Annotated in this window: 23 protein-coding genes; 12 read left to right on the top strand and 11 right to left on the bottom strand. The window is 53.7% G+C overall.

What is annotated here, in order from left to right; translation table 11 throughout:
• Positions 1 to 127: 127 nt before the first annotated feature.
• Positions 128 to 751, top strand: a complete 624-nt coding sequence (locus AC2IAX_RS12410; protein WP_494387764.1) for a hypothetical protein — start codon at positions 128 to 130, stop codon at positions 749 to 751.
• A 112-nt stretch (positions 752 to 863) separates the two neighbouring features.
• Positions 864 to 2,048: a sulfate adenylyltransferase gene (gene sat / locus AC2IAX_RS12415; protein WP_494387765.1), complete on the top strand. Its 1,185-nt coding sequence runs from the start codon at positions 864 to 866 to the stop codon at positions 2,046 to 2,048.
• A gap of 467 nt (positions 2,049 to 2,515) precedes the next feature.
• On the opposite strand, the gene mutY is transcribed toward sat, so the two are convergent.
• Positions 2,516 to 3,643 carry an A/G-specific adenine glycosylase gene (gene mutY / locus AC2IAX_RS12420; RefSeq protein ID WP_494387766.1) on the bottom strand — a complete coding sequence of 376 codons (1,128 nt, stop codon included), beginning with the start codon at positions 3,641 to 3,643 and terminating at the stop codon, positions 2,516 to 2,518.
• 30 nt (positions 3,644 to 3,673) lie between these two features.
• A complete protein-coding gene (locus AC2IAX_RS12425; protein WP_190353660.1) occupies positions 3,674 to 4,021 on the bottom strand; it encodes a DUF760 domain-containing protein in 348 nt (115 codons plus the stop codon).
• A gap of 86 nt (positions 4,022 to 4,107) precedes the next feature.
• On the opposite strand from AC2IAX_RS12425, the gene AC2IAX_RS12430 reads away from it, so the two are divergent.
• A complete protein-coding gene (locus AC2IAX_RS12430) occupies positions 4,108 to 4,305 on the top strand; it encodes a hypothetical protein (RefSeq protein WP_494387767.1) in 198 nt (65 codons plus the stop codon).
• Here the strand turns inward: AC2IAX_RS12430 and AC2IAX_RS12435 are convergent.
• Positions 4,302 to 4,508 (bottom strand): DUF2949 domain-containing protein, encoded by a 207-nt coding sequence (locus tag AC2IAX_RS12435; RefSeq protein WP_099532257.1) that lies wholly within the window; start codon positions 4,506 to 4,508, stop codon positions 4,302 to 4,304. The genes AC2IAX_RS12430 and AC2IAX_RS12435 overlap by 4 nt on opposite strands.
• A gap of 297 nt (positions 4,509 to 4,805) precedes the next feature.
• Between AC2IAX_RS12435 and AC2IAX_RS12440 the strand changes: the two genes are divergently transcribed.
• Positions 4,806 to 4,934 (top strand): hypothetical protein, encoded by a 129-nt coding sequence (locus tag AC2IAX_RS12440; protein ID WP_494387768.1) that lies wholly within the window; start codon positions 4,806 to 4,808, stop codon positions 4,932 to 4,934.
• 59 nt (positions 4,935 to 4,993) lie between these two features.
• On the opposite strand, the gene AC2IAX_RS12445 is transcribed toward AC2IAX_RS12440, so the two are convergent.
• Complete coding sequence (locus AC2IAX_RS12445; protein ID WP_494390381.1) at positions 4,994 to 5,806, bottom strand: ABC transporter permease; 813 nt, start codon at positions 5,804 to 5,806, stop codon at positions 4,994 to 4,996.
• 609 nt (positions 5,807 to 6,415) lie between these two features.
• Here AC2IAX_RS12445 and AC2IAX_RS12450 point away from each other — a divergent pair.
• From AC2IAX_RS12450 to AC2IAX_RS12460, 3 genes are all read left to right on the top strand, one after another.
• Entirely contained in the window at positions 6,416 to 7,432 is a 1,017-nt protein-coding gene (locus AC2IAX_RS12450) for a lysophospholipid acyltransferase family protein (RefSeq protein WP_494387769.1), read from the top strand.
• 286 nt (positions 7,433 to 7,718) lie between these two features.
• A complete protein-coding gene (locus tag AC2IAX_RS12455) occupies positions 7,719 to 8,030 on the top strand; it encodes a DUF433 domain-containing protein (protein WP_099532259.1) in 312 nt (103 codons plus the stop codon).
• 175 nt (positions 8,031 to 8,205) lie between these two features.
• Positions 8,206 to 8,568: a DUF5615 family PIN-like protein gene (locus tag AC2IAX_RS12460; protein WP_494387770.1), complete on the top strand. Its 363-nt coding sequence runs from the start codon at positions 8,206 to 8,208 to the stop codon at positions 8,566 to 8,568.
• Between the two features lie 471 nt (positions 8,569 to 9,039).
• On the opposite strand, the gene AC2IAX_RS12465 is transcribed toward AC2IAX_RS12460, so the two are convergent.
• Positions 9,040 to 9,240, bottom strand: a complete 201-nt coding sequence (locus tag AC2IAX_RS12465) for a DUF2811 domain-containing protein (protein WP_099532685.1) — start codon at positions 9,238 to 9,240, stop codon at positions 9,040 to 9,042.
• 429 nt (positions 9,241 to 9,669) lie between these two features.
• Between AC2IAX_RS12465 and trpB the strand changes: the two genes are divergently transcribed.
• From trpB to AC2IAX_RS12490, 5 genes are all read left to right on the top strand, one after another.
• On the top strand, positions 9,670 to 10,905 hold the full coding sequence (gene trpB / locus AC2IAX_RS12470) for a tryptophan synthase subunit beta (protein ID WP_494387771.1): 1,236 nt from the start codon (positions 9,670 to 9,672) through the stop codon (positions 10,903 to 10,905).
• 213 nt (positions 10,906 to 11,118) lie between these two features.
• The gene (locus AC2IAX_RS12475) at positions 11,119 to 11,799 is read left to right on the top strand and encodes a sulfotransferase family protein (RefSeq protein WP_494387772.1); all 681 of its coding nucleotides are present in this window, start codon (positions 11,119 to 11,121) and stop codon (positions 11,797 to 11,799) included.
• Between the two features lie 70 nt (positions 11,800 to 11,869).
• Entirely contained in the window at positions 11,870 to 13,366 is a 1,497-nt protein-coding gene (gene malQ / locus AC2IAX_RS12480; RefSeq protein ID WP_494387773.1) for a 4-alpha-glucanotransferase, read from the top strand.
• Positions 13,367 to 13,552: 186 nt separating this feature from the next.
• The gene (locus AC2IAX_RS12485) at positions 13,553 to 14,224 is read left to right on the top strand and encodes a hypothetical protein (protein ID WP_494387774.1); all 672 of its coding nucleotides are present in this window, start codon (positions 13,553 to 13,555) and stop codon (positions 14,222 to 14,224) included.
• Between the two features lie 1,064 nt (positions 14,225 to 15,288).
• Positions 15,289 to 17,457: a Calx-beta domain-containing protein gene (locus tag AC2IAX_RS12490; protein ID WP_494387775.1), complete on the top strand. Its 2,169-nt coding sequence runs from the start codon at positions 15,289 to 15,291 to the stop codon at positions 17,455 to 17,457.
• Between the two features lie 110 nt (positions 17,458 to 17,567).
• Here AC2IAX_RS12490 and AC2IAX_RS12495 read toward each other — a convergent pair whose 3' ends face one another.
• The 6 genes from AC2IAX_RS12495 to ispG form a co-directional block, all read right to left on the bottom strand.
• A complete protein-coding gene (locus tag AC2IAX_RS12495; protein WP_494387776.1) occupies positions 17,568 to 17,882 on the bottom strand; it encodes a sunset domain-containing protein in 315 nt (104 codons plus the stop codon).
• 87 nt (positions 17,883 to 17,969) lie between these two features.
• Positions 17,970 to 18,428: a DUF29 domain-containing protein gene (locus AC2IAX_RS12500; protein WP_494390382.1), complete on the bottom strand. Its 459-nt coding sequence runs from the start codon at positions 18,426 to 18,428 to the stop codon at positions 17,970 to 17,972.
• Positions 18,429 to 18,478: 50 nt separating this feature from the next.
• The gene (locus AC2IAX_RS12505; RefSeq protein ID WP_494387777.1) at positions 18,479 to 19,480 is read right to left on the bottom strand and encodes a hypothetical protein; all 1,002 of its coding nucleotides are present in this window, start codon (positions 19,478 to 19,480) and stop codon (positions 18,479 to 18,481) included.
• Positions 19,481 to 19,498: 18 nt separating this feature from the next.
• The gene (locus AC2IAX_RS12510; RefSeq protein ID WP_494387778.1) at positions 19,499 to 20,971 is read right to left on the bottom strand and encodes an AAA family ATPase; all 1,473 of its coding nucleotides are present in this window, start codon (positions 20,969 to 20,971) and stop codon (positions 19,499 to 19,501) included.
• 172 nt (positions 20,972 to 21,143) lie between these two features.
• Complete coding sequence (gene typA / locus AC2IAX_RS12515; RefSeq protein WP_099532669.1) at positions 21,144 to 22,937, bottom strand: translational GTPase TypA; 1,794 nt, start codon at positions 22,935 to 22,937, stop codon at positions 21,144 to 21,146.
• 322 nt (positions 22,938 to 23,259) lie between these two features.
• Positions 23,260 to 24,504, bottom strand: a complete 1,245-nt coding sequence (gene ispG, locus AC2IAX_RS12520; RefSeq protein ID WP_099532671.1) for a (E)-4-hydroxy-3-methylbut-2-enyl-diphosphate synthase — start codon at positions 24,502 to 24,504, stop codon at positions 23,260 to 23,262.
• Positions 24,505 to 24,844: the final 340 nt, after the last annotated feature.

A 24,844-nucleotide genomic window follows, 5' to 3' on the forward strand; every position in this document is an offset into this window, starting at 1 on the left:
AAATCGCCCTCGTTGGTTTTCGTTTTCTGCCATCCATCCCCGTCTAATGATCTGGGCTACAGGCACGATCGCGATATTAGTGGCGCTTACCCTGCCCCAAGCTGCTTGGGCCAATAGCTGGCCACCCATGGCCGTTTCCCTGTTTAACTTGCCTCTTTTCGCCTCATTCATCAGCTTTGGGTGGGGCTTGGTGGCCATCATTGCTATTGAAGCAATCACAATCCTTAAACGCGAAACTTATTCTTCTAAGCGAGTTTGGATTGCAGTAACTGGCGCTAATTTGGTTTCATCAATCACAGGTCTTATCTTTTCATTTGGGTTGGTTGTCATACCGTTTTTAAACTACGGTGATGACTGGAACCGAAGAATTACTTTCGTACTTATTGGCTGCCTAGGTTTAATGGGACTGACAACCCATGATGCTTTGCGGCAGCTAACACCCTGGTCTGTTGGCTGGCGATGGCTGTGGTTGCTGTTTTGGCCTTTTAATTTAGTATTGGCATTGGTCATTATTGGCATTATCAATGCAAAGTTTCCCTTTTGGATTGAGCTTTTCTGTGCCTTTGCCTATTTTATGATTGGCTGGGCGATGAGTTGGGCGATCGAGGGAGCTTGTCTAGCGAAGTGGCTGCCCAACCCTTCAGTTCATCTTGGCCGATCCATTGCCATCGCAAATCTTCGATCCTATGCCTATGTGGTCATTCCCCTCGTGATTGGGCTATATCTGCAAACTAGGGCATTTTTTAACTAAAACGTGATTTGAGATGAAAAACCCTGGCTATCCCCTAGCCGGCCACAAGGCGACCGTTTTAGTGTTGAATTTTTACTGATTATTGTCTTGAAGCAACCTCACCCCGAGTTCCATGACCCGTATAGCCGACGCGATCGCCCCTCACGGCGGCACGCTGATTAACCGCATTGCCAGCCCTGAGCAAAAGGCCGAATTCCTGAGCAAGGCCGACCACCTGCCGCGCATTTCCCTGGACGATCGCGCCGTCTGTGACCTGATCGCGATCGCCATTGGTGCGTTCAGCCCGATCGATGGCTTCATGGGCCAAGCGGACTACAAAACCGTGGTTGACGACATGCGCTTGGCCAACGGGCTGCCCTGGGCCATTCCCGTGACCCTGCCCGTGAGCGATGAGCAGGCCAACACCCTCAGCGAAGGGCAACTGGTGCGCCTAGACGATCCCACCGGCCGCTTCATTGGCGTGCTGGAGCTGACGGAGAAATATCACTACGACAAAACCCGGGAAGCCCTCAACGTCTATCGCACCAACGAAGAGAAACACCCCGGTGTGGCGGTGGTTTACAGCCAAGGGGCGACTTATTTAGCTGGGCCCGTGTGGTTGCTGGAGCGCGAGCCGGATCCTCGCTTCCCGCTCTATCAAATTGACCCGATCGACTCGCGCCACGCTTTCCGCGACAAGGGTTGGAAGTCGATCGTAGCCTTCCAAACCCGCAACCCGATCCACCGCGCCCACGAATACATCATCAAGTGCGCCCTGGAAATCACCGATGGCCTGTTCCTGCATCCCCTGGTGGGGGTGACCAAAAGCGATGACATTGCCGCCGATGTGCGGATGCGTTGCTATGAAATCATGCTGGAGCACTATTTTCCCCGTGGCCGCGTGATTTTGGCGATCAACCCTTGCGCCATGCGCTATGCGGGCCCCCGGGAAGCTATTTTCCATGCCCTCATTCGCAAGAACTATGGCTGCACGCATTTCATCGTGGGTCGTGACCATGCGGGCGTGGGTGACTATTACGGAACCTACGATGCGCAGTACATTTTCGATGAGTTTGCGCCGGGTGAGTTAGGAATCATGCCGCTGAAGTTTGAGCACGCGTTCTACTGCAAACGCACCCAAAGCATGGCCACCACCAAAACCAGCCCCAGCGAACCGGACGAACGGATTCACCTGTCGGGCACGAAGGTGCGCGAAATGTTGCGTCGGGGCGAGTTGCCGCCGCCGGAATTCTCGCGGCCTTTGGTGGCGGCTGAATTGGCCCGGGCGATGCAAATCCCTGAGAGCTACTCAATCTAGAGCTACTCAAGCTCAGGAAACCCGGAGTGAGCTAGGGCCCATAGGCGACGGGGGCATTCAGCACCCCCTTGGGAGAATCTAGGGGCGATCGCTCTGGGGGCCGCCGTCATTTCCTGGGGTCAGCCAAAAACGACTGATTTTCCATGTCCCGATCGTCGTAACAAGGGCATGTCCCGATCGTCGTAACAAGGGCATGTCCTAATCGTCGCGTCGTAACAAGGGCATGTCCCGATCGTCGTAACAAGGGGCTTAAGCCCCTTGTCCCTCACGATTCGCTAACGGTGGAATCAGGGTTCCAGGCGATTTGACGACGTGCCCTGGTCTCTCGCTCTGCCTCAAGCTGGTTTTCAGCGACTGGATTCCATCGATTCAGATCAAGCAGGGCACACCATCGTGCGCCCTTATTTTTAGTGCTATTTTTGGTGCGCCCCTGTTTTTAAAGCCTGATGCTTTTGGAGCACTATCCTCTAGGCATCTGGAAAGCGCTGTTTCAGTGCTTCGATGATGGTGGTGTTGGCCTTGGGGAAGGGAAATTGGTCAATTTCGGCGAGGGTGACCCAACGCACTTCATCACATTCGATCGCCTGGGGTTCCCCTTGCAGATGCTCGCAAAGATGCACGTGCAGCGACACTTTGAAGTGGGTGTAGGCATGATCCACCACAATCAGTTCTTCACCGACAGCAATTTCAATGCCTAATTCTTCTTGAATTTCCCGGTGAATGCAGTCGGCGATCGACTCATTGGGTTCCACTTTGCCGCCCGGAAACTCCCATAGGCCGCCCAATAGCCCTTCGGCGGGCCGACGATCGATCAAGATTTGCCCCTGGGGATTGCGGATCACGGCCACGCCAATCACTTTGTGGGGAATCGGTGCTTTCGGTTCGCTCACGGGAATTTGCTGCTGCTGGTTGGTTTGGTACGCCTGACAGTATGCCATCCAAGGACAAACCAAACAGGCCGGTTTTCGGGCGGTGCAAACCGTGGCCCCCAAATCCATGAGGGCTTGGTTGAGGTCTCGGGGGCGATCGAACGAGACCACCGCCTCAGAGGCGGCCCAGAGGCGATCGAGCGCTTTGGCTGGCGCAATGGGCAGCGCAATCAACCGCGCCAACACCCGCTTCACGTTGCCGTCCAAAATCGGCAAGGGCAAATTAAAGGCAGAACTCAGGATGCCGCCGGCCGTGGTGCGGCCAATGCCGGGCAGGCCGATCGCCTCGGCCAGCGTGCGGGGAAATTGTCCCCCATGCCGTTCCATCACCAACTGGGCAGCCCGGTGCAGATTGCGGGCCCGGCTGTAGTAACCCAGGCCTTCCCAGGCTTTCAGCACTGCTTGTAAATCGGCTTGCGCCAAATCAGCGATCGTGGGGAACCGATCGAACCACCGTTGGTAGTAAGGCAAAACAGTTTTGACCTGGGTTTGTTGCAGGGCAATTTCTGAAACCCAAACCCGGTAAGGATCCAACACGTCCGGGGGGTTTCGCCAAGGCAAGTCGCGGCCGTGGCGATCGTACCAATCCAGGAGCGATCGCTGCAAAACCGCCGCCGAAACCGGCAGCGGTTCTGAGGTTTCAGCAATTGAGGAACGCAAAATCACCCAAGGTTCTTGACATCAACCGAATCGAACCTAATCCGCCGTCGGCGCGTCGCCAGCCAAATCACCCGACCAGTTTTGCAAGGACTTTTCAAAACTCATCCGTTGCTCAGCATTCCGCAAAAAGTAGCCACTCATCATGGCCGAAGCCAACAGCCGCCCCAAATGTTCGCGGTTGGTGGTGATGGACACATCAAACTGTTCGCCGGGCAACACGCCCAGCAGACCCACGATGTTGTGCTCCATCATCCGAATCGTTTCCGGGGAAGCCGGCCGCGACAGGTGGGCGATCGTTTCCGGATTGAGGGATTGGATGTAGCGCATCAACGATTCGCTCGGTTCGCGATCGGTGGTTGGCTCGCTTTTCCAAAAATTAGACATGGGGTTCAGTTCTGGGGCCACGATTCAAACCTCGCGGGTGAACGGTGCGAATGGTCTCCGTTGAACAAGCACAATCTAACAGGCAAATGGGCAACTGGGGGGTGTCAGAACCGAACCGCCTTGGTGCGATCGCCCAACGGTCTTGTGAGCCTTTGGCCCTGAATCTGCTCTGTATCGGCTTTGGCTTGGCTCCGAGCGACTTTGCACGGCTCCGAGCTGGGCCAAATTTGTCCAACCACCTGTTCTCAACCACCTGTTCTCAACCGCGCACCGCCAGCCGTTAAATTCCTTCGGGCGACATCCACCGTTCCAGCCAATCGAACACCCGATCGAGCTGTTGAGTGGTAATTGCTCCGTATTGCCACAAAATCGTTGGTAGATTGTTGCCACTGTCGGGATGCTTGAGGGCCAACGCCAAATCCGCAGCACTCAACTGCAAGTCTTCTTGCAAAAACCGAACCAAACCTTCTAATCCCTGACGTTGCATAGCTTTTTACCTCCTAGCCACCGTCGTCAACGGCTGGATTGGGTTGGCAACCAGTGCCCGATTCTGACCGGTCTCGATCGCGCCTGGGTTTCGGCGGCAATCAACAGGGTTCACACTGCGATCGAGGGGAGTGAATCACCGTCCAGCGGTTTTCTGACTCTCTGTTTCAGGGCCCTGGCTCAGGCTCAGGATCACGTTGTCCAGTTTCTGAGCTGTCCTGTGTTAAGGAATGGAAGCACCGGGCACGCTCAACCCAAGTGCTGGGTCAAGATTGGCGAGAGTACAGGGTTAGAGACTATGAAGCGCTCTAGCCTTCAGTTTCGGCCGCAAACCCGCCAGAGTCTGCGATCGCGATCGCCGGATGGTGCGATCTTGATCCCCGTTGATCGGGTATGGCGTTGGGCGCTGCCGACCAACCGATCGTGATGCAGCCCATTGCGACCGATCAGCACCGAATTGCAACCCATCGATCGAGCAGGTAGCCCCTAATCCTGCTGCTTAGAAAACCGCTGGGCCCCCAAAAACGCTAGCACCGTGGCCACCGCCAGCAAAATCGGGATGCTGTACCAAGGAAATTCGCTCAGGGGAAGGTAAGCAGCCGATCGCAAGCCAATGCTGGTGTAGGTCAAGGGCAAGCAATAGACGATCGGTTTCAGCAGCGGCGGCAACTTGGCCGGGTCAAAAAACGTGGCCCCCAAAAAGGACATGGGCACAATCAGAAAATTGTTGTACAGCCCCACCATTTCCAAAGACTGCACCGAAAGACCCACAATCACCCCTAAGCCCGCAAACACAGCACAGTTGAGCACCAGCAACAGCAAAAAGAGCGGATTTAAAAAGCTCCAAACCTTGCCCGTAAACAACACCGCCACCAAAATCACCGAGCCAGCCGTCAGCAGGCCGCGCACAATGCCCGCCATCATCCGTCCCAGGTGCATGGCCAAGGGATGCACCGGCACGAGCAACATTTCCTCAAAGGTCTTGGTAAACAGGCGATCGCCGCAAATTGAAAATGTTGTGCCCCCAAAGCTAATGGCCATGGAAGACAGGGCCACCATCCCCGGCAAGATAAATTCCAAATAGCTATCGCCTGCGGAAGGCTTGGCCACGGCATCCAGGGAGGTTCCCAACCCCAACCCGAAAGCCAGGATATAAATCAGCGGGGAAACCAGCCCCGAAGCGGCTACCTGCCCAACCCTCACCCGCAGTTTCAGCCAGTCACCCCAAAAAACGGATAGGGCATCGGCCCAAAAGGTTTTGAAAAGGGCGGGCTGGGGTCGATCGCCCTTGGGAGTCATGATGGGGCGATCGCTCGATCGGGCAGTGGCTTCGTACATAGGGTTTTGGCAAAGGATTTAGCAAAAGATTCAGACAGCGCTCAGAAAAAGCCCAACAGGCTCAGGGTTTGCGCAAGCTTGGCTGGGGATCAACTTGGGGATCAGCTTGGGAATCAACTCAAGACCAGCCCCAACTCGCACAAAAAACTCAATTCAGGAAGATTGAACCATCAGCAAGATTGAACCAACAGGAGCGCGGGATTGAGCCAAGACTTCGCAGGCATTTTGCAGAGATTTTGCAGAAATTGGGTAGAAACCTGGCGGCAATGAGCTGGTAATCGCGATCGGGGTGAAATTCCATGGGGGTGAGATCCCATAGAATGATTATTAAGGATTTGTTACAAAAAGCAATCCACCCATCAACGTACCCGGTCAATAAAGTTGCGCTCACTGAGGGTCTGCCCCAGTTCGCCCAAGACTTATGGTGGCGAGAACGCCGGCCCCAAACCATCGATTCCCGCCCCAGCCCTTGTCCAGACGGTGCATGAACTGGCCAGCAGAATCAACCTGGTATTGTTAGCCTCAGAAACCATGAAGAATATCCAACCGGTCGGGGAACTCTAGCTGCCCATGATGCGTCTAAACTCTGCTTCTACTGAGGTTGTGCCGAACGCCCCGACTGTCCAAGGGACATCCAGACCAGCCAGCAGCGCCGTCACCATGGCGGTGGTGACTGATTCGGTGCCAGGGACGGCGCGGGGGACGGTGATGCAGCTAGACGACCCGCTGAATGCGGAACGCAATCCTTCCTGCCATGAGGGCGATCGGGTAGGTTCTCCCGCCGGACAGCAGCCCGCAACACAGGGAACACCGGAGCCAACCAACCCAACCCAGGATCAGCAAACCACGCATCAGCAAACCACGAATCACCAAGCCATGGATCATGTGGTTGATTCTGGGTCGATTCGCTCCTGTGTGTTGCCTTGGCTCGCGCGGGTGCTCTATCCCCTGGCCCGGCGGGTTGTGTTGCCAACCTATTTTGGTTCCGTGACGATCGAGGGCTTGGAAAACCTGCCCCAAAACGCCCGATCGCTCCTATTTGCCCCCACCCATCGATCGCGCTGGGATGCCTTGGTGGTTCCCTGTGCCATTGGCCGGCCCATCTGCCCCGCCGATTTGCACTTCATGGTTTCGGCCAATGAAGCCTCCCGCGGCCTCCAAGGCTGGTTTATTCAGCGCATGGGTGGGTTTCCCGTAGACACCACCAACCCCAGCATTGCCAGCGTTCGCCACGGCATCAAAGTGTTGGAAACGGGCAAGGCCCTGGTGATTTTCCCGGAAGGCGACATTTTCCGCGATGGCCACCTGCACCCCCTCAAGCCCGGTTTGGCGCGGATGGCAATCCAGGCAGAGCGCAGCCATTCGGGTGTGCATATCGTGCCGATTCATGTGGAATATGGTTCGCCGCAGGTGGGTTGGCGCTGTGGCGTGCGGGTGATAGTTGGGCGATCGCTCCCGTTGGCGCAATATCTCGATCGCCCGGCCAAGGTGGCCGCCCCCGCCCTGACCCAAGATTTAGCTGATGCCTTGAATCAACTGGCACAGCCTCCCACGGAGCCACTGAACGGAAGTGATCTGTCCCGCTAGTCTGCCCTCCGAATTAAGGGCGTGACCCTGACCGGCAAAGATCCCCCCGCTCTCTTAAAATCAAAGCTTGAACCAGCAATCCAATCACCCGGATTTTGGCCATGCTCTTGGCCATATCATTGGCGGCCCAAAAGCTGACCAAAGTGTGACAATCGCGACGGGGCCGCATCGGAACAGCCTCTCAAAATCGGAGCAAAGTTCAACCTCGATGCGCCGCCAGTACATGTCAGAACATACATGTCAGAAAATACACGTCAAAATGGGTACTCTTGCACAGCCCAGTTCGATGAGTAAAAGCTTGTCACGCCATATTGAAACCACACCGGGGATTCGGGGCGGTCGTCCGCGGCTGGCCGGAACCCGGATTACCGTGACCGATGTGGCCCTGATGCATCTACGACTTGGCCAATCGATCGAGGAAATCGCTGGGCGCTATCAACTGCCCCTGGCGGCCCTCTATGCGGCCATGGCCTATTACTTTGACCACCGTAGCGAAATGGACTTGGCCATTCACGAAGACCTGGCATTCGTTGCCGGATTTCAGCGAAGCCAAGTCTCCGTCCTTCAAGAGCGCCTCAGTGAGCTACGCGGAGATTAGGGCTGAGTGCGTCCTTAACTGAGCGTTTTTCGATCAAGCGATTGAGCGCCGATCGAGCCGGTAGCCCACCTCATGCTTGAGCGTTGTGGCGATCGCTCCGGAGCGGCCGCGAAAGGGTGCGGAAAGTTTCAGGAAATTGCAATCGATCGCGCTTCAGGCTATATCCAATCCTGAGATGCTCTTGACACCCCTGCAACCCGTGAGCCAACCACGCTTGGGATTTTACCTAGACGACAGCCTTGATCCCGCCGTCAGCGCAGCCCTGCGCGGCTATGGGGTGCGGGCCACCCGGCCCACAGAGGTGAAGCTCCAGAACCAGAGTGATGCCACCCAGCTTTTATTTGCCCATCGCCACCAATTGGTTTTCGTGACAGCGGAAGTGACGCTGGTGAAGTTCGCCGGATCGCAAAAAGATCATGGGGGCGTGGTCTATAGTCCACTGGCACTCCCGATCGGGCGGATAGTGCGTCAATTGTTGTTGCTCTATGAGACTTTTCAGCCTGCGGAATTAGCGGGCAAAATCGAAATTTTGAGCTAATTTTTCAGCAATCTTTGAGCTGCCCCACCCCTGGCTAATTTTTGATCCAGGGTCTATTGTGTTCATTCTTGGTGTTCATTTCTATTCATGCGGCACGATTCACCGATTGCCAGAAATCCAATACAGAAATCCAATATGGGATCAAGGGCGATCGATTCTTCAGTGCAACGCATTTTCTTAATTGCAACCCATTAATTGCAATTCATTAATTGCCAGTTCTTGAAATGCTGATTCAAGGGTCTGTTGGCATTGTTCTAGGTGAGGCTAAAACCGTTAATCTTTCGTGCCCCAACCGTTGTAACAAGGGGCTTTAAGCCCTTTGCCCCCCAACGATCCGCTAAAAGGATGTCTAAAAAGTATCTTTCGGCACGGGCAATGCACCAATAGTCGTGGGGGCAAGGGACTTAAGCCCCTTGTCTTCGTCGGTCGACGGGGCGTGCAGAGTATCGATTTTGGCTTTTCAGACATCCTCTAAGCCGGTTGGCGAAACAGCGTTGATAGATAAACCCGCGACACCCGCCGATCGCTCTCCCCGTTTTGCAACAGAAAAAGCGACAGAGCCGCCGCAAACACCCGGTTCAAATCCCAGTCGGGATGCACTTCCAAATAATCCTTAAGGGCTTCGTGGAGTTCTTCAGGAATTTCCGCCACGATGCTAACTGTGCCACTCATCGGCAAAACCCCAGCCACATTGGTAAGCGGCAACATTGTGCGCCAGGCTCTCGGCGATGTCAATGCTGCGAAATATTGCGATCCAGTTCAAAAACTCAGAATTTTTTCTGGATAGCACATATTTTTACTCATTTAATTTACATAAAGCCATTAAAAAGCACCTTTTATGAGAAGCTGGGCGATCGCCCAAAACAATCCCCAACCGAACGACAAACCGTATCGTTGGCGACATAGCCTGTGGAAAACTCCGCCTTTTCTGTGGAAAACTTGGGGGTTTTCTGTGGAAAACCTGTGGAAAACTTTCTCCCAAGATAAGAATTTCCCCTTTGCAAAATGATTTGCATCCTCAGAAATCCTGACCGGGGGCCTCGGATCGTCAGCCCAGCGCCCAATGCGATAATGGGGGTGTTGAATTCAGCCCAGCTAGTCGTGACCGTAACCCCGCTCCGTTCCGCCACCTTCAATGCCCAAGTGCCCGATGCCCTCGGCCGGTTTGGCCAGTTCGGCGGCAAATACGTTCCCGAAACCCTGATGCCCGCCCTGGCTGAGTTGGAGCGGGCCTACGAGCACTATCGGCACGACCCAGACTTTCAAGCGGAACTTCAAGGGTTGCTGCAAGACTATGTGGGCCGCCCCAGCCCGCTCTACTTTGCCGAGCGGCTGACGCAGCACTATGCCCGGCCCGACGGCAGCGGCCCACAAATTTACCTGAAGCGCGAAGACCTGAACCACACGGGCGCACACAAAATTAACAACGCGATCGCCCAAGCCCTGCTCGCTAAACGGATGGGCAAACAGCGAATCATTGCCGAAACCGGAGCCGGCCAGCACGGCGTAGCGACGGCCACCGTTTGCGCCCGCTTTGGCCTCGATTGCGTGATTTACATGGGCATCCATGACATGGAGCGCCAGGCCCTGAACGTGTTCCGCATGAAGCTGATGGGTGCAGAGGTGCGACCCGTGGAAGCGGGAACCGGCACGCTGAAGGATGCCACCTCGGAAGCGATTCGCGACTGGGTGACCAACGTGGAAACCACCCACTACATCCTCGGTTCCGTGGCTGGCCCCCACCCTTACCCGATGATGGTGCGCGACTTCCACGCCATCATCGGCGAAGAAACCCGCCAACAATGCCAAGCCAAGTGGGGCGGACTGCCAGATATTTTGCTGGCCTGCGTCGGTGGTGGCTCCAATGCCATGGGGCTGTTCCATGAGTTTGTGACGGAACCAACCGTGCGGATGATTGGCGTGGAAGCGGCGGGCGAGGGAGCCGACACCGAAAAGCACGCGGCTACCTTGACCAAGGGTCGGGTGGGCGTGTTGCATGGGGCCATGAGCTATTTGCTGCAAGATGGCGACGGCCAGGTCATTGAGGCCCACTCGATCAGCGCCGGGTTGGACTATCCCGGTGTGGGCCCGGAACACGCCTACTTGAAGGATGCGGGACGCGCGGAATACTACAGCGTGACGGATCAGGAGGCGTTGGATGCCTTCCAACGGGTGTCGCGTCTGGAGGGAATTATCCCGGCGCTGGAAACGGCCCACGCCTTTGCCCATCTGGAAAAACTTTGCCCGACCTTGGACGGCAGCCCGAAGATTGTGATTAATTGTTCGGGCCGGGGCGATAAAGATGTGCAAACGGTAGCCAAGGTGTTGATGCCTTAGGCCTGGTTGGCACTCCCGATCGCGTGGGACGGGAATGGCTGATTTTCTGAGCCACATCCGTAGGGGCGTACCGCTGTACGCCCCTACCCGGATGCTTTCTACTCCCGAGGTTTTGCCCCGAGGTTTTGCCCCGAGATTTTGCAAAGGGCGACGGTCAAATCAGGGGAGCATCGCCACCGCTAAAACCGCACGAGAGCGAGAGTCGCAACAACCATGAAAATTTTGGGCGCGGGCCTCAGCAAAACGGGCACTTCTTCACTTCATGCGGCTTTGCAGATTCTGGGGTTCTATGGGCTGCATTTCGATCGCGATCGCCTCAACGAGATCCTCAGCGGCCAAGTCACCCAACCCAATTTCCGCTGCTATGACGATGTGGACGTGGTGACGGATTTGCCCAGCGCCTATTTTTATCGGGAGTTGGCGGCCGCCTATCCCGACAGCAAAATCATTCTGACCGTGCGCGATCTGGATGCCTGGTGGCGCAGTGTGGAATTTCACATTAATCACCGCTTTCCGGTGTCGCCCAGTGTGGGGATTCGGGCCCAGCTTGCCCAGCGTTGGCAGCTCGATCGCTGGTTGAGCCATGGGCCTTGGCCGACGGATTGGCAAGTGGGCTGGCAAAACTTCTGGCAAGAAAGTGCATCGCAACAGTTTCGCCGCGACCTACGTAATTGTGTTTATGGCTCGGCGATCGCCACTGAGTTTCTTTATAAGAAGAAGTACCTGGAGCATAACGATCGGGTGATGGCAGAAATTCCGCCCGATCGACTGTTGGTGATGAATATTCCCGCCGGGGATGGTTGGGAACAACTCTGCCCTTTTTTAGGGGTGCCAATTCCCGATCAACCCTTTCCCCACACCTACAAAACCGAGCACCAAGCCTACAAACGTTAATCAGCAAAAAGCAAGACTGACCCTGTGTTAGAGTCATTCCGACCCGATCCGGATGGTTTAAACAATTCCCATGGCCAGACTCAGCGGAATCTTGCTGCACCCCACTTCGCTCCCCAGTCGCTACGGAGTGGGTGATCTGGGTGACCAGGCCATTGCCTTTTGCGATTGGTTGCAAGCGGGGGCCCAACGGGTGTGGCAAATGTTGCCTCTGGGGCCCGTGGGTGCTGGCAATTCGCCCTATATGAGTTTTTCTGCGATCGCCGGGGAGCCGTTGTTGATCAGCCCCGATCGCCTGGTGGAATCCGGCTGGTTGCCCGCCGCCGCCCTCGAACAAGGGCCCGATTTCAATCCCCATCGGGTGGACTTTGCGGCGGTGCGGGCCTACAAAGATCGCCTGTTTGTCCAAGCCTGGGCCGGGTTCCAAGTCCATGCCACCGCAGAACAACGCACCGCCTTTGAGCAATTTTGCACCGAGCAGGCCGACTGGCTCGAGGATTTTGCCCTGTTCATGACCCTGAAGGCGGAATTTGGCCAAATTGTTTGGAACCGTTGGGATGTGGGATTTGCCCAGCGAGATCCGGTCGTGTTGGCCGCCGCTCGCCAAACCCTGGCGGAACCGATCGCCCTGCAACGGTTTTTGCAGTTCGTCTTCTTTGAGCAGTGGCAACAGCTCAAAACCGCTGCCAACGAACGGGGCGTGCAACTGGTGGGCGATGTGCCCATCTATGTCTCCTTCGACAGCGCCGACGTTTGGGCGAATCGCGAGCTGTTTGCCCTGGATCCAGACACCCTGGATCCGGCCCAAATGGCCGGCGTACCCCCAGACTATTTCAGCGCCACGGGGCAACTGTGGGGGAACCCGGTTTATGACTGGGAAACCAACGCCCAAACGGGCTATCGCTGGTGGATCAAGCGATTCCGCCACCTGTTCACCATGGTGGATTGGGTACGAATTGACCATTTCCGAGGGTTCGAGTCCTTTTGGGCCGTGCCCCAAGGGGAAGAAACCGCCATCAATGGCGATTGGGTTCCCGGGCCGGGAGCGGCATTTTTTGAAGCGGTGCAGGGGGCCTTGGGCGAGCTGCCGGTGATTGCGGAAGATTTGGGGATTATTACGCCCGAGGTGGAAGCACTGCGCGATCGCTTCCAATTCCCCGGCATGAAGATTCTGCAATTTGCCTTTGACTCCGGCAGCGGTAACCCCTATTTGCCCCACAATTACCGCAGTCCCAACTATGTGGTTTATACGGGAACCCACGATAATGACACCACGGTGGGTTGGTTTAATGGTCGATCGCCCGAGGAGCAACAGCGCGTAATCCGCTACGCTGGCTATGCGGGCCCCGATGGCATTCAGTGGGATCTCACCCGGATGGCCATGGCCTCGGTGGCCGATTGGGCGATCGTCCCGTTGCAAGACTGCTTGGGCTTTGGCAGCGATTGCCGCATGAATGTGCCCGGCCAGGCCGATGGTAATTGGGAGTGGCGCTGTTTAGAGGGATCCTTTGCCCCTTGGATGGCCGATCGACTCCGGGAGTTGGTGGATTTGTATGGCCGCTGGGGCTAGGGGTAACCTTGCCACGGTCGAGCACCTGATAGTCATCATCAGCCAGGCCCCAAAACCGGCCTGAGGACACAAAGGATCAGATCTTGGAGAATAACCCCCACCCGATCGACTCGGGTGCATGAAATCAGGCGATCGCCCCGCATGAGCAGAAACTTTGCCAATCGCCGTCTTGATCTTGCGCGAATCATGCCCGACTCATTCCTTGAAGAATTCGGGCAAAAAGACGCGGGCACAAGACGGTTTTTGCTCAATGCCCTCACCCTATTTGCCGCCATTTCCCCCGAACAGCAACACCAAGCCATCAACGATCTGATTCAGTTTGAAATCATCATTTTGTCCGATCGCTCGCGGGAATTTTTGCGACGACGGGTGCAAGGCTTGCTGAAACGATTTTACTTACAAAAAAATCTGGGCGAAAACGATATTCGTGAATATTACTATCGTTATTACATCCTCACAGGCACAATTCCAGAGCGCCTAACGCCCGATTATTTAAATTTTTTGATGAAGTTCATTGTGGGCATTGAACTGATCATCATGATTTTCTGCATGAGCTTCATGGAGCAACAGCGCTTTTTTGAGCTGCAAGGCAAATATTCCACCCAAGCTCTGTTGTTTTATCACTACATTCGCCCCATCCGAGATAAGTTGGTGCGCGAACGAGTGGTAACGCGGGATCCATCCGGCAATCACTACTATCGGCGGCCCACCCTCGATCATTCTGAGGTGATGGATTTTGTTTTTGATGTGTTCGATCTCGATCGCATCGTTGCCTTGGGCGAATATGCCGAGAAACTGGCCTTTGAGCGGGACTACATCCACAGCGGCCCCGATGAGCTGGAGTCGGACGGATCCTGAGCGCCATCCCCCTGGCGATCGGTGGCTGGCCGCTGGCGTGACCGTTGCCTGAACCTTCCCCAGTTGCCCTAATCATCCTGCATCACCCTAATTGTCCTGAGGAACCGGGCCAGCCCTTGGGAACCTGGTGATACTGGTTACGTCCTTGATTGAGGATCCCTCGAAAAATAGCCCATAGCCAAGATTTACTAAAAAGAATCAAGCTCCTGGGTTTTAATTCCAGTCGCTGTCAAAGCCTGCTTTTAAAATCAATCCAACCACTGAGTTTTGTTTTCAGTAATCCTTAAAATCAAGAAATTGATCGAATCAATTAGATAAAATTGCTAAGCTTCAACCACAAGAAAACTATTAATAGAAAAAATCGATCCAAAGCTTAATCTCTCATTCATAGGCATGAGGCTTGGGGGGATTGCGGTTGACGATCCCTGACCGAATGACGGGAGCGATCGGCCGTGGATCGCCCATGAATCTCCTCAGTCCTTCAGGATCAATCCGCCTGGGATGCCTTCCTTTTGGCTCGATCGCCCCTTAGGCCCCAACCCCACGCGATTGCTATCCCCAAACAACCCGAGCTGATCGCCCTGATGGGATTGGGCGGATTGCGTGATCACTCCACCCAAACTTTGACCAAGGCCCGATCGCCATCTGTCCGATCCTGAAAATCCGGTTCCCAACAGTCGCTCCCCAGACGAACCAGACAGGGCGATCGTTCCCGATCAGTTTCCAGAAAAATCAAGAATTGCGGGAACTTTTTGAAAACTTTTCAGAACATTTTGTTCCCGCAAAATTCCCCAAAAAAATTCTCCCACTTCCGGATTCTTCGATCGCTTCCCGAAGGAATAGGCAGCGAACCACAGTTCACCAACCCGCACAGGGAACGCAACAGCAATTCACTTGCACCTCGATAGCGGTTCCGGTTCCACCGGCCCCTAAGCACCCAAGAATGCAGGACTTGCACCAGCGTTTGGGACTCGAACTCGTGACCGCAATGGTTGCGGCTGTTCGTCCGCGCCTCTTCAACTCAACAGCTCACCTTTTGCAACTCAAGTCCACTGGAGGAGTCAATGGCTGTTATTAACGGAACCAACTTTCCCGATGTCATCCCCATTACTGAAACCCAAGCCGCCCTCGACAGCCTGGCCGGGAATGATGTGATCAGCGGTTTGGATAGCAACGACATCATCCGGGGCTATAACGGAGACGATCGGATCCTGGGCGGCAACGACAACGATCGCCTGTTTGGCAACCAAGGCGTAGACACCCTGGAAGGGGAATCCGGCGACGATGAATTGCTCGGCGGCGCTGGCAATGACCTGTTGTTGGGCGGACTCGGCAACGACCTGCTGTTCGGCAACATGGACAGCGACCAACTGTATGGCGGCAGCGGCGGCGACGAGCTGTATGGCGGCAAAGGCAACGACCTGCTGTTTGGCGAAGACGGCGATGATGTGTTGTCTGGCGACCTGGGCGCAGACACCATGCGCGGCGGCCAAGGCAACGATACCTTTGTGATCGGTCGCCGCAGCGACAGCTTCTCGGCCCAGACCGGTCAAATCTCCACCGGCGGTTCCACCATCCTGGAAGCCGATGTGATTGAAGACTTCAGCCAATTTGGCCAAGACCAAATCCGGCTGATTGGCGGAGTCACGATGTCTGACCTGGAAATCTTTGATGGTTCCGGTCAAACCGCTGGCAGCGCCATCATTCGCGACAAAGGCAACAACCAAATTTTGGCGGTGGTGAAAGGGGTCAGCGCCAACCAACTGATGAACACCCCCGGCACGTTCAGTTCCGATGGTGTGCAGCCGGGATCTGTGCCACCCCAAGGCGCACTGCAATTCTCGGTGGCCAACCTGACCGGCACGGAAGGTTCCCAAGTGGAAGTGACCGTGACGCGGGATGTGAACCAATCGGCGGGCGCGGTTTCCGTGGATGTGGGCGTGTTGGGCGGCACGGCAACGGCCAACGCGGACTACAAAACCTTCAACCAAACCCTGAACTTTGCGCCGGGTCAAATTAGCCAAACCTTCAAGGTGGATCTGATTGACGACGCGCCTTTGGCTGACAGCGGCGAAACGATTCGGATGTTGCTGTCTCGTCCCACGGGCGGCGCAATCTTGGGCAAGCAGGATTCGGCAATCTTGACGATCGTGGACAAGGGCGCAACGGGTGGCGGCGGAACCACTGGCTCTTCCACTTTCCAATTCAGCGGCGCAACCTACACGGCGACGGAAGGCACGGCCACGGTACAAGCGGCCATCAACATCACCCGCACGGGCGACACCTCCCAAGCTGGCTCCGTCACCTTCTCGACCGGTACAGGCGGCACGGCGACGGCTGGCTCGGACTACACGGCAGTGGCGAACCAAGTGGTGAGCTTCGCGGCGGGTGAAACGACCAAGACGGTGAACGTGCCAGTTTTGTCCGATGCGATCACGCCAGAAGCCGATGAAACGGTGAATCTGACTCTGACGGCCCCCACTGGCGGTACGTTGGGCACTCAGGTCACTTCGGTGTTGACGATCAAGGATGTGTCAACTTCAACCACAACCACGCCGCCCGGTAGCTCGGCTGTTGGCAGTACACTACAGTTCAACAATGATCCGAATGCGATCACGGCTGATCAAGGCTTGCTCTCTACCTTCCCCGGCGGGATTAATGGTGGCGGTGGAGACGATCAGTTCACCTACTCAAACACGGCTCCAGCAATCCTTCGCGGTGAAGGCGGTAACGATACCTTTGCGCCTGGGGCAGTTGCGCCGACAGCTCCCATTTCGATCGATGGTGGCGATGGTAACGATGCGATTACGGGTAGCCCGATCGCAGGTGATAAGTTGCTGGGCGGCGCGGGTGATGACGTGATTACGGCGGGCGCTGGTGGTGGCACGATTGTCGGTGGCCCAGGTCTTGATCGAATGACAGGCGCGGCGGGTGTTGATGTGTTTGCGTTCCAAGCTAGTGACTTGACGACCAGCGCGCTGACAGCGGATCAGATCACGACTTTCACCACTGGCGCTGACAAAATTGGTCTTGGCCCTGGCCTGACCAGTGTGGTGATTACGCCGGAAGTGGTGAATGTGGCGGGCGTGGCTGCAACATCAGATTTGGCGCTAACCTACACCGACGCAAGTGGTGTGAAGAAGTACCTGGCAGTATTGGTAGATACGGCGGCTGCGGGTTTTGTGGCAGCAACCGATGTGACCAACGTTGCGGCCAGCACGTTCACAATCTAGAACTGCACGGATTAGAACAGGACGAGAAATTCTGTCCTGTGAAGACTGCCAAAAATTTCACTTCTGTTTGGAGGGGCTGGGTCGATCGACCTGGCCCCTTTCCTTGGTGGCTAGCGTGGGGCCTTTGCCCAGCCGGCCGTGATCGCCTCCGCCTCGGAACAGAACCAGCGTTCCCCGCGCGATAGGTCAATCACCGTGCGCTCGTAGTCCCGCATTCCTGGCAGGTGATATAGCCGTCGCCCGGTGCTTTGGCCATCTGTGGTTTGGGAGATGTTGCCTTTGATCGGGCAGTTGGGATCGGGCGGGGTGGTGGAACGGCTGCTGGGAGCTGATTGGGTGTTGGGTCGCTGTTGGGCCTGGGCCGGTGCGATCGCCGTGGAGCCGATAACCAGGGCGATCGCACCGCATAAAAGCTGATGAAGCATTGAGATCACCAAGCAACTACTGGACTCTATCTAAACACAGAGCCTCAGCTCGATTTGTAATTTGAACAAAAATCTCACAGAAACTTCTTATTTAGATTCTTCGGATTCTTCAGGATAAAATTCAGCATCTAGAATTTGGGCGATCGAGTAATAACAAGCTTCTGGAAAAACGGCTTCAGGTAAATCCGTTTCCCCGATCGCCAAATCTCGCCCGTTCTCATAAGCATCCTGAACGGCTTCTGCTAGATAGGCTTTCAAGCTAGGGCTGTCTTGCAAGAGTCGTTGAATATCGCGCCGCTGCACCCGAATGGTTGCCAACCAACTGCGGCTGCGTTTGTTTTCTTGGTATTGCCACTTCAACAGATGCCCAATCAAAATTGCCAGCCGATTACGTAACTCCTGGCGCTGTTGCTTACCCAAAGCAGCAATTTCCTCAATCAAATGCCAGCGATCTAATTGATCCCATGCTTGACTTTCCAGCAGTTTCACCTGCTCTTGTGTCCAAGCATAAAAATCCGCTTCATAAGTCGATCGATCAGAGGACATCACGTAACCTCATTGTTTTTCAAAAGCAAGCTAGCGTAATCTTTATGACATTAACGTCTAGACTGTTCAGCAATAAATTTTAGAATTTCCATAATATGAAAATCTCTCAAGAATTCATGATTCTGTGAAAAATATTCTGCAATATTAAGAGTCAACTGATCACGAATTACTTTTGAGTCTAAAGGGTAATCATCACCATCTGTAATTTGATTCCAAGCCAAGTCTTTGACCTTTGTGATCACGAGGACAGCTTTCACTAAAAGCGATCGCCCTTCTTCAGAGTCCCAAGAATGTTCATTAGCGCAAGCCTCAAATCGCTGTTTTAGAATTGCTTGAAGTTTGATTGGATCTAGATCTATTAACTCTTCTGGCAATAAATAATTTTGAAGCCGTTGCTTGACAATATCAAAGTGCTCGTTGATTCTTGGATCGTTACCAATACTGTTAATTAACTTTTGATAGATAACCTTGAGGTTGAATGGTTGACCAGAGTGCTGCAATTTTGGGAATCTTTCTAGAAATTCGTTAAAAACCTCTTTCGCTAGCTCTGGCAAAATGAAATAAGCTTCTTTATGAATGAGTCCCGTGGTGTAGATTTGATGATCGTCTAAACTTAGATTTTCAGAATCAGAGTGGTAAATGGCTTTATAAATTGACTCAATATCTGGAAATATGTATTTGTGAACTGGTTGTCTACCAAGATCTAAATCTACCAAGGCAAAAAGCTTATCAGTACTTAAGTGACTATTCGTTGGATCGAGATTATGAATTTCAAGAAGTTGATGAAATACTTTTATGACACTAGCTTGGCTTCCACAATTGAAGAATTGAGGACAGTATTCGCGTTGTAAATATCTGGGTAGGCATTTTCGATAAAATTTGGAATCATCAAAGTCTTCCTGTCGATAATTCCCAGGACTCTTTCTGATTCTTTTGCTATCAGGAATAGGATCAACCTTACCTTCACAAAGGATAACTGCTCGATTTCTAATAGCACGGCATCTGATAATTGAGTTTGCCAAGTTCCAAACTTGATCATCATTTAAACTCATGGTCTTGATTGGGTCAGTCTACTGACTATCCTGGCTATCTTGTCTTTTTGAATTGAGCCTGGGTTCAATTTCATTGACATGGGCAGGCGTAACTGCACTACAAAGATCATAAGAATGAGTCGCTAGAATGAATTGGTTATTATTCGACCATTCTAGTAGCTCATGAATAATTTCATATTGCCAATCAGGATGGAAACCAATTTCCACTTCATCCATCAGCACGATCGCATCTTTGATATTTGTATACTTTAACCAGAGATAGATTCCAAATTTCTTCAATTCACCATGACTCAAATCTTCAGGCAATAGTGCTTGATCAGAGTCTCTTTTCTTAAGTAAGATGGTTGTAAAGTCATTTTCAATTGAAACAGTCTTATCTGTAAAAAATTCATTAATCTCTTTCTTTAGTTTCATCAAAGAAGTGCCATAAGCATCAGAATTTAAGCCAATCTTGGTATCTTCTTTGATACAGCGCTGAAAAATGTCTATCAGCATTTGAACTGGAAAAAATTCATAAGTGTACAAACTCCCCAAATCTTCTTTAACAGACTTCAAGGATTTCATGTAATTCAGATCTCCCTCAATGCTTAAGACTTCTTTCAAGAAATTTCTATCTAGAAAAAGCGCAAACTGTGTCAAAGGAAATGCCAAATAAATATGCTCAGAAATTAAGCTCAAAAAGGACTGGCTGGATGAGGTTTCACAGAATAAGAGATTCTTCTCTGATAATTGAGTGATGTGCTTATATCCAACCTGACCTAGCTGCGCGAGAATATGTTGGACTGACTTGTTGTAACTAATCAACTGACCAATTAATCCGTTGAGATCAAAATTAACATCTTCAAGTTCATTTAATAGCTCATTTAAGAGTTGAGAAATCATTGTTCCATTTTTTGGAGCTGACACATTAAATTGATCTAGCTTATTTGTCAATCTTCTAGCTAAAGATAGTCTATCTGACCAGTTATGTTGATCTAAAAAATTCTGAAGATTTTCAGCAAAATTCTTAATGCGTCGCCATTGATCAATTGTTAGTAAATTTTTAGACTCTTTCAGTCGTTGAATAATTTGTCTGAGTTCCAAAATATGTCCATTAATTATGTTTGGACTAATGTCTGATCCAAAATCACGCTTAAGTGTCTTTTCTATTTCTGTCAATTCATAAAAAACATCTAATGACTGGTCAGAAAGTTGATGAGATGCAACTATGAAGCGAAGATCAATATCTTCATTTTGATGATTGATGACGAACCGGATGAGTTCATACTCCTCGTCTCCTAAATCGAGTTGAAGAATATTTCTAATGTAGTGATGTTTTTGTGGGTCAGCAGAACAGCGAAGAAGAATAAAAATGAGTTGGAGTAACGTGCTTTTGCCGCCACCATTTAAGCTGCCGACGGGGAAAACAGAAGGCGATAAAGATTGATTGAACTCAAGCACTACGTCTTGTAGTCCACGGAAATTTTTAACATGAACTTTCTTGAGAAACATAGTTTTTGAACTGGCTAATAGATCAGTAAAAATAGACTGGCGCTGCGAGCTGCTGGAGAGCTACCCATCGAGGCTAGCACAAAACTCCAGACAGCAAAAAGGCAGGAGAGATCAGTGCCTCTCCTGCCCGATGGGAAAGACGATCGCCCCGGAGCGATCGCCCTAAAACGACTTAGCGCTTAGCGAGCTTTTTTGCCGGGAGCTTCCGCAACCGAATTGATTCGGGAGTCACCTCCACCATTTCATCGGAGCCGATATATTCCAGCGCCCGTTCCAGCGTCATTTGTACCGGCGCTTGCAACTGCACCAATTCATCGCCGCCGGCCGCGCGGTGGTTGGTGAGCTGCTTGGTTTTGCACACGTTCAGGTCAATGTCTTGCGGGCGGTTGTGCTCACCCACAATCATGCCCTTGTAAACCTTCGTGCCCGGTTCAATGAAGAACACACCGCGATCTTCAGCGTTCTTCATGGCGTAGAAAGTGGCCACGCCTTCTTCAAAGGAAATCATCACCCCGTTGCGGCGGGTGTCGATATCTCCCACGATCGGGCGGTAGTCATGGAAGCTGTGGTTCATGATCCCTTCGCCTCGGGTCATGCGCATAAATTCGCCCCGGAACCCGATCAGACCCCGCGCCGGGATGATGAATTCCAGTTGGGTACGGCCGTTTTCGCCCACACGCATGTCCTGCATTTCGGCGCGACGGGTTCCCAGCTTTTCGATGCAACTACCGGATGCATCGTCGGGCACATCCAACACCAACAATTCGTAAGGTTCGCAGGGTTGGCCGTTCACTTCGCGGAAAATCACCTGCGGCTGCGACACTTGGAACTCGTAGCCCTCGCGGCGCATGGTTTCGATCAAAATGCCCAGGTGCAGCTCACCCCGACCAGACACGGCCCAGCGATCGGGCGAGTCCGTTTCTTCCACACGCAAAGCCACGTTGGTTTCCAACTCGCGCATCAGGCGATCGCGCACTTGCCGCGAGGTCACAAACTTGCCCTCACGACCGGCAAAGGGCGAATCGTTCACCACAAAGGTCATTTGCAGCGTTGGCTCATCCACCTTGATTAGCGGCAGCGCTTCGGGGTTTTCGGCGCTGGCCAAAGTTTCCCCAATGTTGGCATCGGCAAAACCGGAAATGGCCACCAGGTTCCCGGCCGAAGCCTGCTCGATTTCCACCCGTTGCAGCCCTTCAAAGCCCAACAGCTTGGTAATCCGACCCTTGGTGATTGACCCGTCTTCCTTAATCAAAGCCGCTTGTTGACCGGCGGTTACCGTCCCGTTATGGATCCGGCCAATCACAATCCGACCCAGATATTCGGAATAGTCCAGGGTGGTCACTTGCAGTTGGAAGGGTTTTTCGGGGTCGCCCACGGGCGCAGGCACATGCTCCAGAATCGCTTCAAACAAGGGTTGCATATCCTTGTTTTCGTCGGCCAAGTCATTCTTGGCAAAGCCAGCCATCCCCGAAGCAAACAGGTAGGGGAAGTCGCACTGGTCGTCATCGGCTCCCAGCTCGATGAACAGATCCAACACCTTGTCCACGGCGGTCATGGGTTCCACGCGCGGGCGATCGATCTTGTTCACCACCACGATCGGGCGTAGACCCTTTTCCAGCGCTTTCTTCAGCACAAAGCGCGTTTGGGGCATCGGCCCTTCGTTGGCATCCACAATCAGCACGCAGCCATCCACCATGCCCAACACCCGCTCCACTTCGCCACCGAAGTCCGCGTGGCCAGGGGTGTCAACGATGTTGATTAGGGTTTCTTTGTAACGAACCGCAGTATTTTTTGACAGAATCGTGATGCCGCGCTCCCGTTCGAGGTCGTTGGAGTCCATCACGCAGGTGGGCACTTCTTCGCCCTCGCGGAAAATGCCAGATTGCTTCAGCAGCGCGTCAACCAGGGTGGTTTTACCGTGGTCAACGTGGGCAATGATGGCAACGTTACGAATCGGGAGGCTCATAGGTTGATTAGCGATGGGTTCACACGGGCCCCACTGGCAGCAAGCGGTCCAGCAGGTTGGGTCTCGGAAAGACGATTTTTGTAAAAATCTGTAATGATTCTAGCCCAGGATTGCCAATTCGCATGGGCAATGTTATTGGCAAGTGTGATTGGCCACTGACTTTTGCGGCCAAATATGCCAAACAGTTTTGCCAAACGGCTATGCCAAACCAGCTTGCCAGCGTCCGGCCACCAAGCGCAAAGGCAAGCCTGAGGAACAGTCTGGGAAGCTGGTTTAGGGCTAGGGCCACATCAAAAACAGTCGATCGCCCGGCTTAACTGGCTTAACTGGTGGGTGGGTCTACCCAACGGCCATCGGCCTTGATCAGTTCAATCAGCGCTGACACACCCTCGGTTTCTGGTACGCGCTTGATTTCGTCGCGTCCCCGGTAGAGGGCGATCGTCCCCGGCGTTTTGCCCACATAGCCGTAGTCCGCATCGGCCATTTCGCCTGGGCCGTTCACAATGCAGCCCATCACAGCAATGTCCAATCCCACCAGGTGCTTAGTCGCTTCCCGCACTTGGTGCAGCACCTCTTCGAGGCTAAAGAGCGTCCGCCCACAGGATGGGCAAGCCACATATTCAACCATGGTTTTCCGCAAGCCCAGCGATTGCAAAATGCTGTAGCAGACGGGGATTTCCTTTTCGGGGGCTTCCGTCAGGGAAACGCGGATCGTGTCGCCGATCCCTTCCGCCAGCAGGGTGGCAATCCCGGCGGTGGACTTGACCCGGCCATAGTCGCCGTCGCCCGCTTCCGTCACACCCAAATGGATCGGGTAGGGCATCCCGGCTTCATCCAGCCGCTTGGCCAGCAACCGATAGGCCGCCAGCATCACGGGCACACGGGAGGCCTTCATGGAGATCACCAGGTTTTGGAATTGCATGTCTTCGCAAATCCGCAGGAATTCCAATGCCGATTCCACCATGCCCAAGGGCGTGTCACCGTAGGTAAACACCATCCGCTCCGCGAGGGAGCCGTGGTTTACGCCAATCCGCATACATTTGTTCTGCTCGCCCAGGGTTTCCACGAGGGGTTGCAGGGTTTCGCGAATTTTCTTGCCGATCGCCTCGAATTCAGCGGCGCTGTAGTCCTGGTCAGCGCGGGGCTTTTCAAACACATACAAGCCCGGATTGATCCGCACCTTATCGACGTGCTTAGCCACTTCCAGGGCGATTTTCATGCCGTTGTGGTGTACGTCGGCCACCAGGGGCACGGGGCGGTAGGTGTCTTCCAGAGTTTTGCGAATGCTTTCCATGGCCTTGGCGTGGGCCAGGCTGGGGACGGTGACGCGCACAATTTCACAGCCAATCTCATGCAGACGACGAATGGCGGCGACCGAACCGGGAATATCGAGGGTATCCTCGTTGATCATCGACTGCACCACGACCGGATGGCCACCCCCGATCGTGATGTCGCCCACTTGCACGGGGCGGGTTTGGCGACGATGGATCGTGGTGTCAAACAGTCGATCGTCTAGGTTGGTGGCGATGCTGCCGTTGGGAACGGGGGGTTTCGGCAGGGTTTGCATGGCTTCGCTCCGATCGCGGATGGCGCGGGGTAGGTCTGAAGGCGCGGATGGTTCAAGGGGTTGCCCAAATAAATGGGTTGCCCAGTTTTTTAGGTTGCCATACTTTGGGCGATCGCTTGGGGTTTGTGGCGGATTTGACGATTTGCGCTGGTGATGGAGTCAGTCAGATCCGGCAATTGGTGCTATTGATCAAAGCAACGTGGGGGGTCGATCGCCCCAGGTGCATTACCCCAAACCTTGACTTCGCCGCGAGCAAGTCGTGGGGGCAAGGGGCTTAAGCCCCTTGTCTGTGTCCTTGTTTGCGGGTGACGTGAGGGATGGTTACTTCAGTAGGTTATTT

Source organism: Limnothrix sp. HT2024 (genome assembly GCF_059138625.1).